The 18,083-nt window shown below is 72.5% G+C and carries 18 protein-coding genes and 1 riboswitch; of the genes, 5 read left to right on the top strand and 13 right to left on the bottom strand.

The window, feature by feature from the left end; genetic code table 11:
* Window positions 1–79 precede the first annotated feature (79 nt).
* Window positions 80–1,471 (bottom strand): YibE/F family protein, encoded by a 1,392-nt coding sequence (locus tag QFZ50_RS03125; protein ID WP_307081825.1) that lies wholly within the window; start codon window positions 1,469–1,471, stop codon window positions 80–82.
* Window positions 1,472–1,672: 201 nt separating this feature from the next.
* Here QFZ50_RS03125 and QFZ50_RS03120 point away from each other — a divergent pair, with 201 nt between their 5' ends.
* On the top strand, window positions 1,673–2,404 hold the full coding sequence (locus QFZ50_RS03120) for an alpha/beta hydrolase (RefSeq protein WP_307081820.1): 732 nt from the start codon (window positions 1,673–1,675) through the stop codon (window positions 2,402–2,404).
* Between the two features lie 141 nt (window positions 2,405–2,545).
* On the top strand, window positions 2,546–3,361 hold the full coding sequence (locus QFZ50_RS03115; RefSeq protein ID WP_307081819.1) for a lysophospholipid acyltransferase family protein: 816 nt from the start codon (window positions 2,546–2,548) through the stop codon (window positions 3,359–3,361).
* Between the two features lie 50 nt (window positions 3,362–3,411).
* Here the strand turns inward: QFZ50_RS03115 and QFZ50_RS03110 are convergent, their stop codons facing one another.
* From QFZ50_RS03110 to QFZ50_RS03100, 3 genes are all read right to left on the bottom strand, one after another.
* Entirely contained in the window at window positions 3,412–4,323 is a 912-nt protein-coding gene (locus tag QFZ50_RS03110; protein ID WP_307081816.1) for a GNAT family N-acetyltransferase, read from the bottom strand.
* Window positions 4,323–5,711, bottom strand: a complete 1,389-nt coding sequence (locus QFZ50_RS03105; protein WP_307081814.1) for a glycine--tRNA ligase — start codon at window positions 5,709–5,711, stop codon at window positions 4,323–4,325. The genes QFZ50_RS03110 and QFZ50_RS03105 overlap by 1 nt, the downstream gene beginning before the upstream one ends.
* Before the next feature lie 210 nt (window positions 5,712–5,921).
* Window positions 5,922–6,884: a DMT family transporter gene (locus QFZ50_RS03100; RefSeq protein ID WP_307081812.1), complete on the bottom strand. Its 963-nt coding sequence runs from the start codon at window positions 6,882–6,884 to the stop codon at window positions 5,922–5,924.
* A 40-nt stretch (window positions 6,885–6,924) separates the two neighbouring features.
* Here QFZ50_RS03100 and QFZ50_RS03095 point away from each other — a divergent pair, with 40 nt between their 5' ends.
* Entirely contained in the window at window positions 6,925–7,155 is a 231-nt protein-coding gene (locus QFZ50_RS03095) for an RNA-binding S4 domain-containing protein (RefSeq protein WP_307081810.1), read from the top strand.
* A 21-nt stretch (window positions 7,156–7,176) separates the two neighbouring features.
* Here QFZ50_RS03095 and QFZ50_RS03090 read toward each other — a convergent pair whose 3' ends face one another.
* Window positions 7,177–7,857 carry an alpha/beta hydrolase gene (locus QFZ50_RS03090; RefSeq protein WP_307081809.1) on the bottom strand — a complete coding sequence of 227 codons (681 nt, stop codon included), beginning with the start codon at window positions 7,855–7,857 and terminating at the stop codon, window positions 7,177–7,179.
* A 159-nt stretch (window positions 7,858–8,016) separates the two neighbouring features.
* Here QFZ50_RS03090 and QFZ50_RS03085 point away from each other — a divergent pair, with 159 nt between their 5' ends.
* A complete protein-coding gene (locus QFZ50_RS03085; RefSeq protein WP_307086620.1) occupies window positions 8,017–8,850 on the top strand; it encodes an SGNH/GDSL hydrolase family protein in 834 nt (277 codons plus the stop codon).
* Between the two features lie 33 nt (window positions 8,851–8,883).
* Here QFZ50_RS03085 and QFZ50_RS03080 read toward each other — a convergent pair whose 3' ends face one another.
* From QFZ50_RS03080 to QFZ50_RS03070, 3 genes are all read right to left on the bottom strand, one after another.
* Window positions 8,884–9,126 carry a hypothetical protein gene (locus QFZ50_RS03080; protein WP_307081807.1) on the bottom strand — a complete coding sequence of 81 codons (243 nt, stop codon included), beginning with the start codon at window positions 9,124–9,126 and terminating at the stop codon, window positions 8,884–8,886.
* A gap of 83 nt (window positions 9,127–9,209) precedes the next feature.
* Window positions 9,210–10,385 carry a homoserine O-acetyltransferase MetX gene (metX, locus tag QFZ50_RS03075; protein WP_307081804.1) on the bottom strand — a complete coding sequence of 392 codons (1,176 nt, stop codon included), beginning with the start codon at window positions 10,383–10,385 and terminating at the stop codon, window positions 9,210–9,212.
* A gap of 6 nt (window positions 10,386–10,391) precedes the next feature.
* Window positions 10,392–11,708 (bottom strand): bifunctional o-acetylhomoserine/o-acetylserine sulfhydrylase, encoded by a 1,317-nt coding sequence (locus QFZ50_RS03070; RefSeq protein ID WP_307081802.1) that lies wholly within the window; start codon window positions 11,706–11,708, stop codon window positions 10,392–10,394.
* A gap of 80 nt (window positions 11,709–11,788) precedes the next feature.
* Window positions 11,789–11,905, bottom strand: a riboswitch (SAM riboswitch).
* Window positions 11,906–12,155: 250 nt separating this feature from the next.
* Here QFZ50_RS03070 and QFZ50_RS03065 point away from each other — a divergent pair.
* Entirely contained in the window at window positions 12,156–12,797 is a 642-nt protein-coding gene (locus QFZ50_RS03065; protein ID WP_307081800.1) for a VOC family protein, read from the top strand.
* A 114-nt stretch (window positions 12,798–12,911) separates the two neighbouring features.
* Here the strand turns inward: QFZ50_RS03065 and QFZ50_RS03060 are convergent, their stop codons facing one another.
* From QFZ50_RS03060 to QFZ50_RS03040, 5 genes are all read right to left on the bottom strand, one after another.
* Window positions 12,912–13,199 (bottom strand): DUF1540 domain-containing protein, encoded by a 288-nt coding sequence (locus tag QFZ50_RS03060; RefSeq protein ID WP_104050849.1) that lies wholly within the window; start codon window positions 13,197–13,199, stop codon window positions 12,912–12,914.
* Window positions 13,200–13,340: 141 nt separating this feature from the next.
* Window positions 13,341–14,141, bottom strand: a complete 801-nt coding sequence (locus QFZ50_RS03055; RefSeq protein ID WP_307081797.1) for a CPBP family intramembrane glutamic endopeptidase — start codon at window positions 14,139–14,141, stop codon at window positions 13,341–13,343.
* A gap of 59 nt (window positions 14,142–14,200) precedes the next feature.
* The gene (locus tag QFZ50_RS03050; RefSeq protein WP_307081794.1) at window positions 14,201–15,403 is read right to left on the bottom strand and encodes an amidohydrolase family protein; all 1,203 of its coding nucleotides are present in this window, start codon (window positions 15,401–15,403) and stop codon (window positions 14,201–14,203) included.
* Window positions 15,403–16,833: a formimidoylglutamate deiminase gene (locus tag QFZ50_RS03045; protein ID WP_307081791.1), complete on the bottom strand. Its 1,431-nt coding sequence runs from the start codon at window positions 16,831–16,833 to the stop codon at window positions 15,403–15,405. The genes QFZ50_RS03050 and QFZ50_RS03045 overlap by 1 nt, the downstream gene beginning before the upstream one ends.
* The gene (locus QFZ50_RS03040; RefSeq protein WP_307081789.1) at window positions 16,830–18,047 is read right to left on the bottom strand and encodes an allantoate amidohydrolase; all 1,218 of its coding nucleotides are present in this window, start codon (window positions 18,045–18,047) and stop codon (window positions 16,830–16,832) included. The genes QFZ50_RS03045 and QFZ50_RS03040 overlap by 4 nt, the downstream gene beginning before the upstream one ends.
* Between the last annotated feature and the right edge of the window lie 36 nt (window positions 18,048–18,083).

Genomic DNA, 18,083 nt, shown 5'->3' with positions numbered 1-18,083 from the left:
GGGCCCGCAAATCCGGGGCCGCTGTTCGCTGTGCGCCTGCGCTCCCGGCCGGCCTTGCCCGCCCTGCGCCATGCGTTCGTCATGCGTCCTCCTCCTCCACGGGCCGTCGGCGCCGCTCGCCGAGCGCCACGAGCCGCTGGCCCGGGGCGAGCGTCCCGGCGCCCTCGACGGCGAGGACCGCCGGGGTCGCGCCCCCGCCCCCGCCCGCGGCGTGGTTGTGCCGGCCGGCCGGGACCCGGGGGCGGCCCGTCGTTGGGGCGACGGACTTCACCACGAGCACCGCGATCCCCGTGGTCAGCGGGATCGCCAGGACGAGGCCGATCGACCCGACCAGCGTCCGCACGACCTCCTCGGCGAGCTCGCCGCTGGTCAGGGTGTCGAGCAGGGCGCGGTCGTAGAGCGAGACGAGGATCAGCACGGGCAGCGCCGCCCCCGCATAGGCGAACGCGATGGTGTAGACGGTGGACGCGATGTGGTCGCGGCCGATCCTCATGGCGGACGCGAAGAGCCGGCGCGCCGACGTGTCCGGTGCCAGTTCGTACAGCTCCCAGACAGAGGAGGACTGCGTGATGGTCACGTCGTTGAGGACCCCGAGGCCGGAGATGATCAGGCCGCACAGGATGATCGAGGAGATCGACAGCTCGTCGGCGCCGTTCACCAGGGTGTAGGCGTTCTCGTCCCCCACCCCGGTCAGGTGGGCCGCGTCCGTGGCCCAGGCCGCGAGCAGCGCCGTCACGCCGAGGCCGAAGACCGTCCCGAGGAGGGCCGTGGAGGTGCGGGCGGAGACACCGTGCGCGAAATAGAGGACCCCGTACATGATGACGACCGAGCCCACGAGACCGAGCAGCAGGGGCGGCTTCCCGTCGACGAGGCCGGGCAGGATGAACTGCGCCAGGACCACCAGCGCGCCCACGAGGCCGATGATGGCGCGCAGTCCCCGCCAGCGCGCGACGGCGATCACGACGACGGCGTACACGACGGCGAGCGCCACGATGGGCACCGACCGCACGAAGTCCACGAAGACGTAGGGCGCCGCCCCGCCCTGGATGACGCCCGCGAGGTCCAGGTAGCGGATCTCGTCGCCCGCCTCGACCGCGTTGGCCTTCGCGAGTTCCGGGGTGACCTCGACGGGGATGACGCCCCCGCCGGACGCCGGCCGGGTGTACGCGATGGTGCAGGTCATGGCCGTCCCGCCGGCGTCGACGGTGGGGCGGGAGGACGGGCAGTCGCCTTGGCCGACCTCCCGGACCGTCCCGCGCTCGAAGCTCACCCCCTCCGCCGTCGCGTAGGGGCTCGCGACGTCCAGGGAGCTGCGGTCCCCGCTCGGCCAGAGCAGCACCATGGCGAGGAGGGTGACCACCCCGAGGGGCACGAGGACGGCCGAGAGCAGCACGGTCGCCCGCCTCCGGGCTGCCATCGCGGAGGCCGACGGCTCCGAACTCTCGGTGGCGTGCAGGTGGCTGTGGCCCACGGACTTCCCTCGGTGGTCGGGCGATTGCTGGACAATGCAGACGGGTACCAGACGAATGGCGGACGGACGGCGGACGGGTGGCAGCCGGCCGGTGGTTGCCGACGGCCGGGCACCGATTGAGATTCTACGCAGGAGCGACCGGGCGCAGGGCCCGGGAGCGCTGGACGACGGACGCCTTCCGGGGCGCCAGGAGGAGGGCACATGGCAGTCGAGGCATCGCGGGCCGGGGACAGGGATCCCGTGGTCCGGGTCGGCGGGGCGCGTACCGGCGTGCGCGCAGTGGCGCTCGTCCTGCACGGCGGGCGGGCGGAGAGTTTCGACGCCGTCCAGCCCCAGCACCTCAGCCCGCTGCGCATGCGTCCTTTCGCCGCGCGCCTCGCCGCCGGGGGCCGGGCGCACGGCCTCGCCGTCTGGGCCCTCCGCAACAGGGTCCGCGGGTGGAACGGCGCCGACCAGTCGGCCCTGGTGGACGCCCGCTGGGCGCTGGACCGGATCGCCGCACAGCACCCCGCGGTGCCCGTCTACCTCCTGGGCCACTCGATGGGCGGACTGACCGCGCTCTACGCGGCCGGGCACCCGCAGGTCCGCGCCGTCGCCGCCCTCGCCCCGTGGCTGGAGCCGACGAGCCCGGTGGAGTCCGTCCGCGGGCGCAGCGTCCTCATCATGCACGGTGACACCGACCGCTGGACGAGCCCCGCGGCGTCGCTGTCCTTCGCCCGCCGCGCCCAGGCCGTCGCCCGGGACGTCCACTACGTCCGCATGCTCGGGGCCGGGCATTTCATGTTCCGCACCCTGCCCGTCTGGCACGGGCTGAGCACCTCCTTCCTGCTCCGCCACTTCGCGGAGGACACGGGTGCCACCCTCGACGCCCGCGTGCTCGAGCGCTCCGCCGCCCTGTACCGTGCCCCGGATCCGCTCGGCATCACCGCCTGACCCTGCGCCGCCGGGTCCGTCCGCTGCCCGGCCTCATGGCGCGGGGAGGCGTAGGTCCGGCCGTCCGGGGTACAAAGAGTACGTGGACAGCACGAGCGGGTTCCTCCCGCTCCCGCCGAAGGCCGGAAGAAGGAGCTGGGTATGGGATGGAAGCCGCGGCAGAGCGACCGCATGTACCGGAGCGTGGTCTACGCGGGCAAGGCGGTCTTCGCAGCCCTCCGCCTGCCCGTCACGGTCACGGGGACGGAGAACCTGCCCGCATCCGACCCGCTCGACGGCCGGTCGCGCCGGGCGGTGCCCGGGCACGGCGCCGTCGTCGCGATCACGCACTTCGGGTACCTCGACTTCGCCTTCGCCGAACTGGTCCTGTGGAACCATGCCCGCATCCAGGCGCGCTACATGATCTCCAAGCGGGCGGCGGAACACTGGTTCGTCAGCCCGTTCGTGTTCGGGCTCGGCCACGTGATCACGGACCGGATGGCCGGCGCGGAGGCGTACGACGACGCGCTCGCGAAGCTGCGTGCCGGCGAGTACGTTGCGATCCTGCCCGAGGCCGGCGTGTCCCGCAGCTACACCGTCCGCGGCCTGAAGACCGGTGCGGTACGGCTCGCCGCCGAGGCCGCCGTACCGGTGATCCCGGTCTCCGTGTGGGGTGCGCACCGGCTCCTGACGCGCGGCCACGGGTTCTCCGTCCGGCGGGCGTGGAAGTCCCCCGTCCGGGTGCACATCGGACGGCCCATCCGCCACACCCCCGGCCTCGACGTCGCCGAGGAGACGGAGGGGCTCCGCCGGGAGCTGCAGGACGGCATCGAGAGGTGCATCGCCGACTTCCCGCTGGCCCCCGCGCCCGGCGCCTGGTGGATGCCCGCCCATCTCGGCGGCGGCGCCATGACCGACGCCGAGCGCGAGGCCGCCGACGTGGCGGACCGGAAGGCCGGCCGGCACGACCGGGGCTGACGGCGCGGCCCGGCATCCGGGCCGCACCGTTGCTCCCGCCGTGAACGTGCTCAGGCCGTCGCGACGACGAGCGTCTCCGGCCCTCCGAGCCGTGCGGCGCCCGTGGCGAGCAGGGGCTCGACGACGGCGACGAGCGCCTCCATCGAGTCGTCCACCTCGAGCTGGATGGGGTACTGGTGCACGAGCATCGCGATCATGGTGGCGACGGCGGCCTGCTGCTCCTGCGGGGCGAGCGTGGTGTCGTAGCCCAGCAGCACATCGGCGGGGTCGTCCGTCCGGGCCTGCGTGTAGCTGACCGCGAATGCCGCGATGGCCCCGCCGTCGGCCTTCGGCCTGTCACGCAGCACGATCGCCCCGCCGGCGCCGCTCGCGTCGCCGAGGAACAGCTGCTGCGCGCGCCCCAGGCCGAGCTCGGCGCGGTCCCAGGCGTGCACCGATTCGTAGAACGTGGCCAGTGCCCGCGTGAGCTCCACCGAGCCGGTCGCGGCCTCCTCGAGCTGCGGCCCGGCGGCGTCGTCGAACGCGGGGGCCGCGAGGGCTCCCGGCGCGATGACGACGAGCCGCGAGCGCTGCAGCGCCGTGAAGCCCGTGGCCTCGGCGAACGCGGCGCCCGTGGTGCCCGGCGCCACCTTGGACCGCAGGGCGGTGACGCCCGACGGCGAGGCCGCGGCCTCGTGCTGGAGCATGGTGAGGAGGGTCGAGGCGACGCCCGCGCGCCGGTGGTCCTCGGCGACCTCGATGTAGCACCAGAGCCGGTCGGGGTGGAGGGCCGCGCCGTAGACGCAGCCGGCCGCGACGGGGATCCCCTGGTCCACCACGGTGATGCAGCGGTTCCACGGCTCGTCGGAGGGCGTCCGGAAGGAGCCGCGGAACTGCTCGGCGGCCGCCGATTCGGGGCCGCCCCACAGCTGGATGAGCTCGAGGTCGTCCCCTTCCTGCCAGGCGCGGTACTCGAGGGCCATCAGGCTCCGATCAGGCGGGCGGCGAGGTAGCCCTGCACCTGGTCGAGGGAGACTCGCTCCTGGGCCATGGTGTCGCGTTCGCGGATGGTCACGGCCTGGTCCTCGAGCGTGTCGAAGTCCACGGTGATGCAGAACGGCGTGCCGATCTCGTCCTGCCGGCGGTAGCGCCGGCCGATCGCCCCGGCGTCGTCGAAGTCGATGTTCCAGCCCTTGCGCAGCTGCGCTGCGAGGTCCTTGGCTTTCGGGGAGAGGTCCTCGTTGCGGCTGAGCGGCAGCACGGCGGCCTTCACCGGGGCGAGGCGCGGGTCGAGCTTGAGCACGGTGCGCTTGTCCACGCCGCCCTTGGCGTTGGGCGCCTCGTCCTCCGTGTAGGAATCGACGAGGAACGCCATGAAGGAGCGGGTCAGGCCGGCCGCGGGCTCGATCACGTACGGCGTGTAGCGCTCGTTGGTGGCCTGGTTGAAGTAGCCGAGATCCGTGCCCGAGTGCTTGGAGTGCGTCGAGAGGTCGAAGTCGGTGCGGTTGGCGATGCCCTCGAGCTCACCCCACTCGGAGCCGGTGAACCCGAAGCGGTATTCGATGTCCGTGGTGCCCTTGGAGTAGTGGCTGAGCTTCTCGAGCGGGTGCTCGAAGAGGCGCAGGTTGTCCGGGTTGATGCCGAGGTCGGTGTACCAGGCGAAGCGCTGGTCGATCCAGTACCGGTGCCATTCCTCGTCCGTGCCCGGCTCGACGAAGAACTCCATCTCCATCTGCTCGAACTCGCGGGTGCGGAAGATGAAGTTGCCGGGAGTGATCTCGTTGCGGAAGCTCTTGCCGATCTGGCCGATGCCGAACGGCGGCTTCTTGCGCGCCGTGGTCAGCACGTTGTTGAAGTTCACGAAGATGCCCTGCGCGGTCTCGGGGCGCAGGTAGTGCATGCCCTCCTCCGAGGCCACGGGGCCGAGGAAGGTCTTGAGGAGCCCGGAGAACTCCTGCGGTTCGGTCCACTGGCCCTTGGTGCCGCAGTTGGCGCAGGTGACGTCCTTCAGCCCGTTCTCCGGCGCACGGCCCTTCTTCTCCTCGTATTCCTCCTCGAGGTGGTCCGCCCGGTAGCGCTTGTGGCAGGAGAGGCATTCCACCAGCGGGTCGCTGAAGACCTCGACGTGCCCCGAGGCCTCCCACACCTGGCGGGGCAGGATGACGGCGGAATCGAGCCCGACGACGTCCTCGCGGCCGCGCACCATGGTCTGCCACCACTGCCGCTTGATGTTCTCCTTGAACTCGGCGCCCAGGGGCCCGTAGTCCCACGCCGACCGGGATCCGCCGTAGATCTCCCCCGACTGGAACACGAAGCCGCGCCGCTTGGCGAGCGAGATGATGGGGTCGAGTGCTGACTTGGCTGCTGCCATGGGATGTCTTCTCCAGTTCTGTGCAGGCCGCTGGGTGCGGTCCGCAGGTGGGGGGGCGCGTGCTGCGGGCTGTCCGGGCCGCCGGACGGGGCGCGGAAAGCTACCGGAGCAAGCCTACCGGGTCCGCTTTCACCGGCCTCCGCGAGTCCGTGAGCCTGTTGCCCGCGAGCCGGGTGTCCGTGAGCCTGCGGCCGGCGCTGCTGCCGGCTGCTAGGCGCGGACCCGCCGGGGCCAGGGCAGGGTGGTGAGGATGATCGCGCCCAGCGTCAGGAGGGTGCCGGCGACCGTCGCGAACACCACGATGGTGCCGGGCGCCGGGAACACGAGGTCCAGCAGAAGCGAGCCGACGAGCTGCCCGCCGATCATGCAGAGACCGGTGAGCAGGACGCCGAGGCTGCGCACGAGCAGGGCGCCGAGGGCGATGAAGATGCAGCCCATGGGACCGCCGAGGTAGTACCACCACTCCGACGGCAGCGGGTTGCCGGGCCCGGCGATCGCGATCTTGATGAGCCAGGCCGTGAGCAGCACGGCGGTCCCGGCGATGAAGTTCATCAGCGTGGCCGCCAGCGGCGTCCCGTAGTGGAGGGCCGCCGTGCCGTTCATGGCCTGCTGGAAGCTCATGAGCACGCCGGCCGCGACGGGCAGCAGGACGGGCAGCAGCCAGCTCGAGAGCTCCCCCGCGGCGCCGAACCGCGGCGACACGGCCCACACCACGGACAGGACGGTCAGGACGACGCCGATCACCCGCATGGGCGTGGCCGCGCGCTTCCCGCCGGGCCCGATACCCGCCTTGTCGACGAGGAGCCCGCTGAGGGTCTGGCCCATGACGGCGGCGACCGTGAACAGGGCGACGCCGAGCAGGCCGATGGTCAGGGACTGCGAGAACACGAAGAACGCGCCGATGGCGCCGGCGGCGATGTAGTAGGGCGGGAAGCGGCGTTCGCGCACCGAGGGGATGATCTGGCGCGCACCGGCCCGCGCGCTCGGCACCACCAGCGTCAGCACGATCATCACGATCAGGCCCGTGCCGAAGCTGATGAGCGCCGCCGCGATGCCGTCGTCGAGCACCGTCCCGAGCGCACCGTTGATCCTGCCCTGGACGGGGATGGCGAGCCCGGCGGCGAGGGCGAGGGGGAAACCGACAACGGGAGGGAGGGCAGGCGCATCAGACACCCGTCCAGCCTAGTCGCGCGGCATCCGGCATGATGGACGCATGACCGACGACGCATCCACCGCAGAACTCCCCATCCGGGACGACATGATCCGGCTCGGGCAGCTGCTGAAGCTCGCGTCCCTCGCCGAGGACGGCGTGGAGGCGAAGACGCTCATCGACAACGGCCTGGTGCAGGTCAACGGCGAGATCGAGGAGCGCCGCGGACGGCAGCTCCATCCCGGGGACACCGTGGCCGTCAACGGCGCCACGGTCCGCATCACCCGGGGCTGACGCGCAGGGCCGCGACCGGGGTCAGCGGCGCCCGAGGACCGTCATGCTGAGGAACTCGCGGACGTGCCCGAGTTCCCGCAGGTTGATGCCGTGGAACATGTTCGAGTACAGGATCTTCGTCAGCGCGGTGTGCTTCACCAGCCACGCGTGCGTGAACTCGATCATCTCCGCCGTGATCACGGGATCCTCCTGGTCCCGCCCCCAGAAGAACGGCGTCCTCGAGGCCGCGACCGCGTCGTCGCGGAAGAAGGCGTGGTCCTCGGCGGGCACGGCGAAGCCCGAGAGCCCGACGACGCACGCGAAGTCCGTGGGCCGGTGCCGCAGGAGCGACGTCGCGACACCCATCCCCTGGGAGAAGCCGAGGATGCTGACGCTGGAGTGGACCCCGCGGACGCCGTCCAGCCAGGCGGAGACGGCGGTGACGCTCTCCACCACGTGCTCCACCGAGTAGTCGGCGTCCCGCTCCAGCGGGAACCAGGAGAACCCGGGTCCGGCCGGCAGGGGCGCGCGGACCGATGCCACAGTGAACTCGGCCGGGAGGTGGTCGGTGAGGCCCATCAGGTCCGCCTCGTCGGCCATGTAGCCGTGGAACAGGACGAGCAGGGGCGTGCCCCGGCGCTCGTCCTCGGGCTTCGACCACAGGACCACCGGAGCCCAGGAGTCGAGGGGGGTCGCAGCGTCGCCGCGGGCGGTGTCAGTCATGGTTTCCATTCTGGCACGCACCTGCCGGGGCCCGGTCGGCGTGCTGCACGCGCACCCTGCGTCGGCGCACCGCGTTGGCGCACCTCACCCGGCAGTTGCAAGAATGAACCGGTGAGCACACCCAGCGCGGAGACACCCCTGCCGAAGGCGAACGACCCCATCCCGAACGGGCCGACCGTCGATCCCGCCCTCCACTCGGAGCCGCACCCCTGGCACCGCTACGCGGCCCTCGGGGACTCCTTCACGGAGGGTATCGGCGACCCGAACCCGGAGAGCATCGGCGGCAACCGCGGCTGGGCCGACCGGGTCGCGGAGGAGCTGGCCCGGGGCCAGAACGATTTCGCCTACGCGAACCTCGCGGTCCGTGGGCGCCTGCTGCAGCAGATCATCGACCAGCAGGTGGAGCCCGCCCTGGCGCTCCGCCCGGACCTGGTGACCATCTCGGCCGGCGGCAACGACCTGCTCCGGCCCGGCGGGGACCCCGACGTGCTCGCCGAGAAGCTCGACGCCGTCGTCGCCACCCTCACCGGCTCCGGGGCCACCGTGGTGCTGTTCACCGGGCCGGACATCCGCGAGACGGTCCTGGGCAGCATCCGCTCGAAGACCGCCATCTACAACGAGAACCTGCGCACCGTCGCGGCACGCCACGAGGCGGTCATCGCGGACATGTGGGCGCTGCGACAGCTGAAGAACCCGCAGATGTGGTCCTCCGACCGCCTGCACTTCTCGCCGCTCGGCCACCACACGATCGCCGCGATGGTACTGGACACCCTCGCCGTGCGGCACACGCTCGAGCCCCTGCAGCCCAAGGACCTCCCGGCCCGGACGTGGCGAGCAGCACGGGCCGAGGACTTCGTCTGGGCCCGTGAATACTTCGTGCCGTGGGTGCTCCGGCGCCTGCGCCACCAGTCATCCGGCGACGGCGTCATCGCGAAGCGCCCGGAGCCCGTGCCGATCTTCGGCCCGGGCATGCCGCCGGGTGCCGCCGACTAGCCCGGGCCGACCGGCCCGGGCCGGCTCGGGCGATCAGCCGTCGAGGGAGACCTCGCCGTTGGCCACCGCGTCGGCGCACGCGCTGAGGTCGGGCCCGGGCTTGAAGTCCACGAACTGCGGCTGCAGTTTCTGGAAGAGGAATTCGTAGACCTCGTCGCGGGACTTCCCGCCCATGGTCTCCACGGCCTCGCGCACGGCGCCCTGGAGGGCGCGGTCGGAGTCCAGCAGGATCTTGTCGCGTGCTTCCTGGTTCCAGCCGATGGTGCTCAGTTCCACGAACAGCTCCTCGCGTCGATGGGTCCGCGGCGGATGCCCCGGACGTGCCCGCCGCTCATTCGTAAGCAGGCTTAGCTCCTAGCCTAGGTGGCCGCGGGAGGAAACCCAACCGCCGGCTGCGCCCCGGGGTAGAAGGCGGCGCGGAGCTTGCCATCGAGCTGGTGGATCTGCGTCAGGAAGGCGTCGTGGCCCACCGGCGAGGAGATCAGGTGGACGGGCACGTCGCCGGGCAGGCCGGCGGCCAGGCGCCTGGACTGTTCGGGCACGTAGAGCCGGTCGCTGTCGACGGCCGCGATGAAGAACTCCGCCGTAGCCGTGCCCAGGGCCCCGTCGAGGCTCCCGCGCCCGCGCGCCGCGTCGTGGCTCATGAGCGCCTCGGTGAGGATGACGTAGCTGTTGGCGTCGAACCGGTCCACCAGTTTCTCCGCCTGGTGGTCGAGGTAGCTCTCCACCTGGTAGCGCCCCCGGTCGGCGGGCAGGACGGCGCCCAGGGTCTGCTCGCCGTCCTGCTCCGCGCGGCCGAAGCGCGCGTCCAGCTCCTTCTCGGACCGGTACGTGACGTGCGCGATGCGCCGGGCGATGCCGAGGCCCGCATCCGGATGCGGGCCGCCGTAGTAGTCGCCGCCGCGATAGGCGGGGTCGAGCCGGAGGGCCTGCAGCTGTGCCTGGGCGAACGCTATCTGTTCGGCCGAGCTGGCGGCAGTGCAGGCGATGACGGCACACCGGGCCACGCGCTGCGGGAACATCAGGGCCCACTCGAGGGCGCGCGCCCCGCCCATCGACCCGCCGAGCACCGAGTGCCAGCGGTCGATGCCGAGCCGGTCGGCGAGGAGGGCCTCCGCGCGCACGGAGTCGCGGATCGTGACGAACGGGAAGCGCGATCCCCAGGGCTGTCCGTCGGGTGCGAGGCTGGCCGGGCCCGTCGACCCGTAGCAGCCCCCCACCATGTTGACGGACACCACGAAGTAGCGGTCGGTGTCCACCGTGCGGCCGGGGCCCACGAGCGAATCCCACCAGCCCTCCTCCTCCGAGGCCCCGCGGGCCACGTGGGAGCTGCCCGTCAGGGCATGCTGCACGAGCACGGCGTTGGAGCCGTCCTCGTCGAGCCGGCCCCAGGTCTCGAAGGCGAGCTGGACGTCGGGCAGCTCACCCCCGGCCTCCAAGGCCAGCGGCCCGATCGACGCGATGCGCAGGAGTCCGTCTCCCGACGGAGCGCCGTCGATCCCGGGGTGCAGCGGTGCAGCAGGGTAGGCGGTCACGAAGGGCTAGGCTCCTTTGGCGGCGCGGAAGCCCGCGTCGAGGTCGGCGAGGATGTCGTTGATGTTCTCGAGGCCCACGGCCAGCCGGACCAGGCCGGGACGCACCCCCGCGGTGAGCTGGGCCTCCGCGCCGAGCTGGCTGTGCGTGGTGGACGCCGGGTGGATGACCAGCGAGCGGACGTCGCCCACGTTCGCGACGTGGGAGTGCAGCTCGAGGGCGTCGACGAAGCGCTTGCCCGCCTCCAGTCCCCCGGCGATGTCGAAGCTGACGATGGCCCCCGTGCCGCCCGGGCCGTACTTCCGCCCGCGCTCGTACCACGGGCTGGAGGCGAGCCCGGCATAGGCGACGCCCTCGACGTCGTCGTGCCCCTCGAGCCACTCGGCGACCGCCTGGGCGTTCTGGACGTGGCGCTCCAGGCGCAGGCTGAGGGTCTCGATGCCCTGCGCGATGAGGAAGGCGTTGAAGGGCGACACGGCGGAGCCGAGGTCCCGCAGCAGCTGCACCCGGGCCTTCAGGATGTAGGCGAGGTTGGCGCCGAGCGCGCCGCCGACCCCGAGGTCCCGCGCGTAGACGAGCCCGTGGTAGCTCTCGTCGGGCGTGTTGAAACCGGGGAAACGGTCCGGGTACTGCGCGAAGTCGAAGTTCCCCGAGTCGACGATGACGCCGGCGATCGCGGTGCCGTGCCCGCCGAGGTACTTCGTGGCCGAGTGCACCACGATGTCCGCGCCCCACTCGATGGGCCGGATCAGGTAGGGCGTGGAGAGGGTGTTGTCGACGATCAGGGGCAGCCCGTGCTCGTGGGCGACGGCGCTGATGCCCTCGAGGTCGAGGACGTCCTGCCGCGGGTTGGACACGACCTCCCCGAAGAACAGCTTCGTGTTCGGCCGGACGGCGGCGCGCCACTGCTCGAGGTCGTCCGGGTCCTCCACGAAGGTGGTCTCGATGCCGAACTTCTTCAGGGTGTGCTTGAAGAGGTTGTAGGTGCCGCCGTAGAGGCTGGGGCTGGCCACGATGTGGTCCCCGGCCTCCGCGATGTTGAGGACCGCGAAGGTCTCCGCGGCCTGCCCCGAGGCGAGCAGCAGCGCGCCGACGCCGCCCTCGAGGCTCGCGATCCTCGTCTCCACCGCTTCCTGGGTGGGGTTCCCGATGCGGGTGTAGATAGGGGCGAGTTCCGTCAGTGCGAACCGGTTGGCAGCACTCTCCGCACTCGGGAAGACGAACGACGTCGTCTGGTAGATGGGGAGCGCACGCGCTCCCGTGGCTGCGTCCGGCACCTGGCCGGCGTGGATCTGGCGTGTCTCAAAGGACCAATCGTTGGACATGGTGCTCCCTGTCGAAAGGGCTCCTCCTCGTCCGCTGCCCCGCCGGCGGACTTGCCGCCCCGGGACCTCGGCCCCGCAGGAGCCCGCGCTTGCGCGGCGCCGGTCTGGCGCCGCACCTGGTCCTCACCCGGGGCACCCCACCGCGGTTGGAGGGTTGCCGGCCAGCAAGCCGGGGCTTCGTGCTGGCACTCATGACCTGCATTCATGAAAGCCCATGCGGGCGGATCCGGCAACACGTATGACATTGCGTGAAGTGGTGCCCCCGGCGTGCCCGCGGCGGGCGATGCGGCGGGCAGGACGGCGGACGGAACCGAGGGCGATCCCGGGGGCGAAACCGAGGGCGATGTCGAGGTGGCGGGAGGTGCGTCGAGGGGCGCACAGGGCGCGGGAACGGGAGTAAGGCAAGCCTTAGTCGAGACGCACATCACTTAGTGCAACACTGTCGGCATGCGCCTGGACCACGTCTCTTACGCCTGTGAACCCGATGGACTCGCCGCGACGGCCGACCGTATCTCGGCCCGGCTCGGCATGGAGCCCGTGAAGGGCGGTGTGCACCCGCGCTTCGGCACCCGCAACATGATCTTCCCCCTGGCGAACGGCCAGTACCTCGAGGTCGTCGAGGTCCTCAACCACCCCGCGTCGGACAAGGCCCCCTTCGGTCAGGCCGTCCGCGCCCGCTCCGAGGCCGGCGGCGGCTGGATGGGCTGGTGCGTCGCCGTCGACGACCTCGGGCCGTTCGAGGAGCGCCTCGGCCGCAGCGCCGTCCCCGGCAACCGCAAGTTCCCGGACGGCCAGGAACTGACCTGGCAGCAGATCGGCATCAAGGGCCTGATCGCGGACCCGCAGGTCCCCTACCTGCTCCGCTGGGACGACGGCACCGAGGACCTCCACCCCTCCAAGGCCCGCCCCGCGTCCGTCAAGCTGGACTGCCTGACGATCGCCGGCTCCTCCGAGCGCGTCACGGAGTGGCTCGGCACGGATGTCGAGGCGACGCTCGACGGCGTCCAGGTCCAGTGGATCGCGCCGAACGGCACACCCGGCATCATGTCGGTGACGTTCGAGACGGCCGACGGGCGCATCGAGATCTAGCAGTCGGTCGGGCATCGGCCCGGACGACGCGGAAGGGACCGGACGATTCGTCCGGTCCCTTCCTCGTTCCCGCCTCCGGTGGAGGCGCGGACGGCCCGCGGAGAGCCGCCCGGATCAGGCGTGGGTGTAGGTGAGGCAGTCGGCGGCCTCGGCGCCGGGGCCCACCTTGACGGCGGGGGCGCTGCACAGCAGGTCGTGGTTGAAGGAGCATTCCGCACGCTGGCAGGCGCCGACGTGGGCCAGCATCTTCGGCAGGCCACCGCTGACGGACGTGTCGATGAACGTGGCGCAGGACGCGTGCTCCTCGGACCCGGACACCGTGATGGCGACGGCCGTACAGCCGTCGTGGTTGAACGAGCAGTTGTGGACACTGCACTCGGAGACACTCGTGACGACGCTCATCGTTCCTCCTGGTTCACATCCGTAGCGGCCCGGCTGGAACCGCGGTTCAATTCCGTGAATGAAGTCACTGTAGCACCGCGATCACCCGATAATTTAGTCACGATTCGTGCGCGCAAAGAAGCAAAGCAAGGCTGTCCTTGGTCATCCGCCGATGCCGATGGCGGGCCCGAGGAGCGCGAATCCGACGAACCCCGTGGTGTCGATGAGCGCATGCGCGACGACCAGCGGCATGACCCTCCGGGTCCGCGTGTAGAACCACGCGAACAGCAGGCCCATGAGCACGTTCCCGATGAACGGGCCGAACCCCTGGTAGAGGTGGTAGCTGCCGCGCACCAGTGCGCTCGTGAGGACGATGGCCGGGGTGGACCAGCCGAGTTCCCGCAGCCGGATGAAGAGGTAGCCCACCACGATGACCTCCTCGAGCACGGCGTGCCGTACCGCGGACAGGACGAGCACCGGGACGGTCCACCAGTAGGAGTCGAGCGCGGCGGGCACCAGCGCCGTCGTGATGCCGAGGGCGCGCCCGCCGGCATACACGCCCAGGGTGCCGACGCCGATGACGAGCGCCAGGCCCACACCGAAGCCCACCGTGCGCAGGGGCTTCTCGAAGGTGAAGCCGAGCCGGCGGAAAGCCGAGACGCCGTGCCCGCCGAGCAGGAACAGGACGAGCGCCACCGGGACGAGCGCGAAGAGGATGTCCAGCAGCTGGTAGGTGAGGTCGAAGGACGGCCGGTCGTTGAGCACCGGGTTCAGGGTGGTGGTCTGCCCCGCGAGCGGCCCCCGCGAGAGCTTCTCCGCCAGGTTCACCACCGCGTACACCCCGGACTGGCCGAGCGAGAGCCCGAAGACGATCAGCACCTCCGCCGTGATGCGCCGCTTCCGTGCCGCGGCGTCGGGCTGGGGGCGGTCGGCGGTCGACGCGGCGGCGTGTTCTGCAGGCATGGCGCTATCCTCGCAGCGGCCGCCGGGGATTCCCAGTCGGAGCTCCGTGCCCGGCGGGTCTACCGCACGCGGCGGCCGGCCTTCCAGACGGCGTGCACGAGCGGCATCCCCGGGCGGTAGGCGAGGTGCGTGGCCGACGGCGCGTCCAGCAGCTGCAGGTCGGCCCGGTGCCCGACGGCGAGGGATCCGACGGCGCGCCGGCCGTCCGCGTCGTCGCCGGTGTGGCGGCGCAGGGCGAGCGCCCCGCCGTAGGTCGCGGCGCGGACGGCCTCGTGCACGGTGAGGCCCATCTGCAGCACGGCGGTGGCGACGCAGAAGCCCATGGAGCTCGTGTAGGAGGTCCCCGGATTGCAGTTGCTGGCCAGGGCCACCTGTACACCGGCGTCGAGCAGTCTCCGGGCGGGCGGGAAGGGCTGGCGCGTGGAGAGGTCGCAGGCGGGCAGGCACGTGGCGACGGTGCCGGGCGTGCCGTCCCCGGCGAAACCGGTCCAGGTGCCGGCGAGCGCCTCGACGTCGCCCTCGGACAGGTGATTGACGTGGTCCACGCTGGCGGCGCCGAACTCGACGGCGAGCGCGACGCCGTCGCCCGGGCCCAGCTGGTTCCCGTGGACGCGCAGGCCGAGCCCGGCCGCGGCGCAGGCCTCGAGCACGTGGCGCGACTGGTCCCGGGTGAACGCCCCCGTCTCGCAGAAGACGTCGGCCCAGCGGACGTGGGGCAGCACGGCGTCGAGCATGGGCCCGGCGACGAGGTCCGTGTAGGCGTCGGCGTCCCAGCCCTCCGGCACGAGGTGCGCGCCGAGATAGGTGACCTCGTCCACGGCGCCGGCGGCCAGGCGGGCGCTGCGGGCCTCGTGGGCGACGTCGAGCCCGTAGCCCGTCTTCGTCTCGAGGTAGGTGGTCCCGCCCGCCGCGGCCTCCGCGACGCGGGCGAGGAGCAGCCGCATGAGGTCGTAGTCGCCGGCGGCGCGTGTCGCCCGGACGGTCACCGCGATGCCGCCCGCCGCGTACTCCTGCCCCGCCATACGTGCCTCGAACTCGGTCGTCCGGTCGCCCGCGAACACGAGGTGGGTGTGGCTGTCGACCCAGCCCGGCAGGCCGGCGCGGCCCCCGGCGTCGTACGCCTCGTCCGCCGCGGGGGCGGCCGCGGCCGGACCGATCCAGCTGACGCGCTCCCCCTCGAGCACCACGGCGGCGCCGCGGAGGACCGCCGCGTCGGTGTCCTGCGTGGTGAGCTCGCCGATGTTCGTGATGAGGACGGACATCAGGAGCTCCCCTGGTGTGCGGGGGCCGCCGCCCCGTCCGTGGCGGGGACGGACGCCGCGTCCAGGCGGGCGATGGCCCCGGCGAGCAGGGGCCCGGGTGCACCGAGCCGGGTGTGGACGCCGTCGCGGGCCACCGGGACTCCCCCGACGACGACGCCGGTGACGTCCTGCCCGGTCGCGGTGTAGGCGAGCTGCTCCCGGGAGGATCCCGCCGTGCGGGCGCTGCCCGGATCGACGGCCATGAAGTCCGCGGCGCAGCCCGGACGGAAGCCTGCCCCGCGGCGGCCCTGCGCCGCGGCTCCTCCGAGCGAGGCGATGCCGTGCAGCTCCTCGGGAGCGAAGTGGCCCCGCCGTCCGGTGCGCAGCCGCTCCCCGTGCTCGAGGGCCCGCATCTCGAGCCAGGGGTCGAGGGAGGCGTGCTGGTCGCTGCCGAGGGCGAGCGTCACCCCCGCCGCCCGGAACCCCCCCGCCGGTCCGATGCCGTCCGCGAGATCCGCCTCGGTGGTGGGACAGAGGACGACGGCGGCGCCGGCAGCGGCGAGCACGCCGATGTCCGGTGCGCTGACGTGGGTCGCGTGGACGGCGGACAGCCGGCCCCCGACGAGCCCGTGGGCGGCGAGCAGCGCGGTGGGTGTGCGGCCGGTGGCGCGCAGGCAGTCCTCGTTCTCCGCGGGCTGCTCGGAGAGGTGGACGTGCAGGGGCAGCCCGGGGGGCAGCTGCGCGGCGATGACCGCCAGGTCCCGTTCCGGTACTGCGCGCACGGAGTGGATGGCAGCGCCGACGGACACCTGGTGCGCCGGGTGGAGCGCCGCGACGGCGGCACGCAGCGAGGCGAGCCGTGCCAGCCAACGCTCGGCGGTGCCGTCCGAGAAGCGTCGCTGGCCCGCCTCGAGCGGTGCCCCGAAGCCGCCGGCGAGGTAGCAGGTGTCGAGCAGCGTCAGCCGGATACCGGCGCGGACGGCCGCCCGGGCGAGGGCCAGTTCCATGGCGTGCGGCCCGTGGCCGTCGCCCTGTCCGTCGCCCTGTCCGTACGGCGTGCCGTCGGGGCGGTGGTGGACGTAGTGGAATTCGGCGACGCTCGTCCAGCCGACCGTGACCATCTCCGCGTACACGGCCGTCGCGAGCTCCTCGTAGAGCTCGGGGGTCAGGGCTGCGGCCGCACGGTACATCGTCTCCCGCCACGTCCAGAACGTCCCGCCGCCGTCGTGGGTGCGGCCGCGCAGGGCGCGGTGGAACGCGTGCGAATGCGCGTTGGCGGCGCCGGGGAAGGCCACGCCGGAGAGGACGGCGTCGCCGTCCTGTGCGGGGACGCCCGGGAGGACGCCGACCACCATCCCGGCGTCGTCGACCTCCACGCGGACCGCGTCCGCCACGCCGCCGGCTCCCAGCCAGGCGGACTCGCACCAGACGGCGCGGGCGGGCCCGGTCACAGCAGGTCTTCGAGGACGTCCGCGAGCGCGGTCGCCCCGGCGTCGGCGTCGTCGCGCTCCACGAACTCCTCGGGCGAGTGGCTGATGCCGGTGGGGTTCCGGACGAACAGCATGGCGGTCGGCGCGACGGTGCCGAGGATGCCGGCGTCGTGTCCGGCACCCGTGGGCAGCGTGGGCGTGCCGGGGAAGGAGCGACCGAGGGCGAGGCCGAGCGTGCGCTGCAGTGCGCCGTCGAAGTGGACGGTGCCGCTGCGGGACTCCTCCGTGAGGGTGGCCCGGCACCCCTCGAAGGCGCAGATCTTCTGGGCCTGGCCGTGGATCCTCTCGATGAGCGACGCCGTCACGGCGTCCTCCTCGTGGCGGACGTCGAGCCAGAGGTCCACGCGGGAGGCGATGACGTTCGTGCCGCCGGGCACGGGCTGCAGGCGTCCGACGGTGGCGCGGGCGCCGTCCTGCTCGGCAGCGATCTTCCGGGCTGCGAGGACCACCTGGGCGGCGGCGATCATGGGGTCGGCGCGGTCCGCCATGAGCGTGGTGCCGGCGTGGTTGCCCTGGCCGGTGATGGACAGGCGCCAGCGGCCGTGGCCGAGCATCGTGGAGCCGATGGCGACGGCGGCGTCGAGGTCGATCAGTCCGCGCCCCTGCTCCACGTGCAGTTCCACGAAGTCGCCGATGCGGCGGATCGCCTGCTCGTCGCGGCCGAGGTGCGTGGGGTCGAGGCCCGCGGCGCGGGCGGCGTCGGCGAAGGTGGTGCCGTCGGCGTCCGTGAGGGCGCGCACCCGGTCCGGGTCGAGCGTCCCGGTGAGCAGGCGGGAGCCGAGGCAGGAGACGCCGAAGCGGGAGCCCTCCTCCTCGGGGAACACCGTGACCGCGAGCGAGCGGTTCGGCCGGACGCCGCGCTCCCGCAGCAGGTCGACGGCGACGAGCGCGGAGGCCACGCCGAGCGGGCCGTCGAAGGCGCCGCCGCCGGGTACCGAGTCGAGGTGGCTGCCGGTGACGAGGGCGCCGTCGCGGCTGTCCGTCGCGTCCCACCATGCCCAGAGGATGCCGTTCCGGTCGGTCTCGACCGACAGCCCGCGGGCGGTGGCCTCCGTGGAGAACCACTCGCGCAGCGACAGTTCCGGGGAGGTGAACACGCCGCGCGAGTAGCCTCCGCGGGTGGCGTCGCGGCCCACGTCGCTGATGGAGTCGAGGACTGAGGATACGGTCTGCACGGGTGCCTTCCGGTGGTCTGGACGGGCTGGAACGGT

Source organism: Arthrobacter agilis (assembly GCF_030816075.1).
Lineage (GTDB): Bacteria > Actinomycetota > Actinomycetes > Actinomycetales > Micrococcaceae > Arthrobacter_D > Arthrobacter_D agilis_E.
Note: the sequence above shows the minus strand (reverse complement) of the source record. Positions and strands in the feature narration are given on the sequence as shown.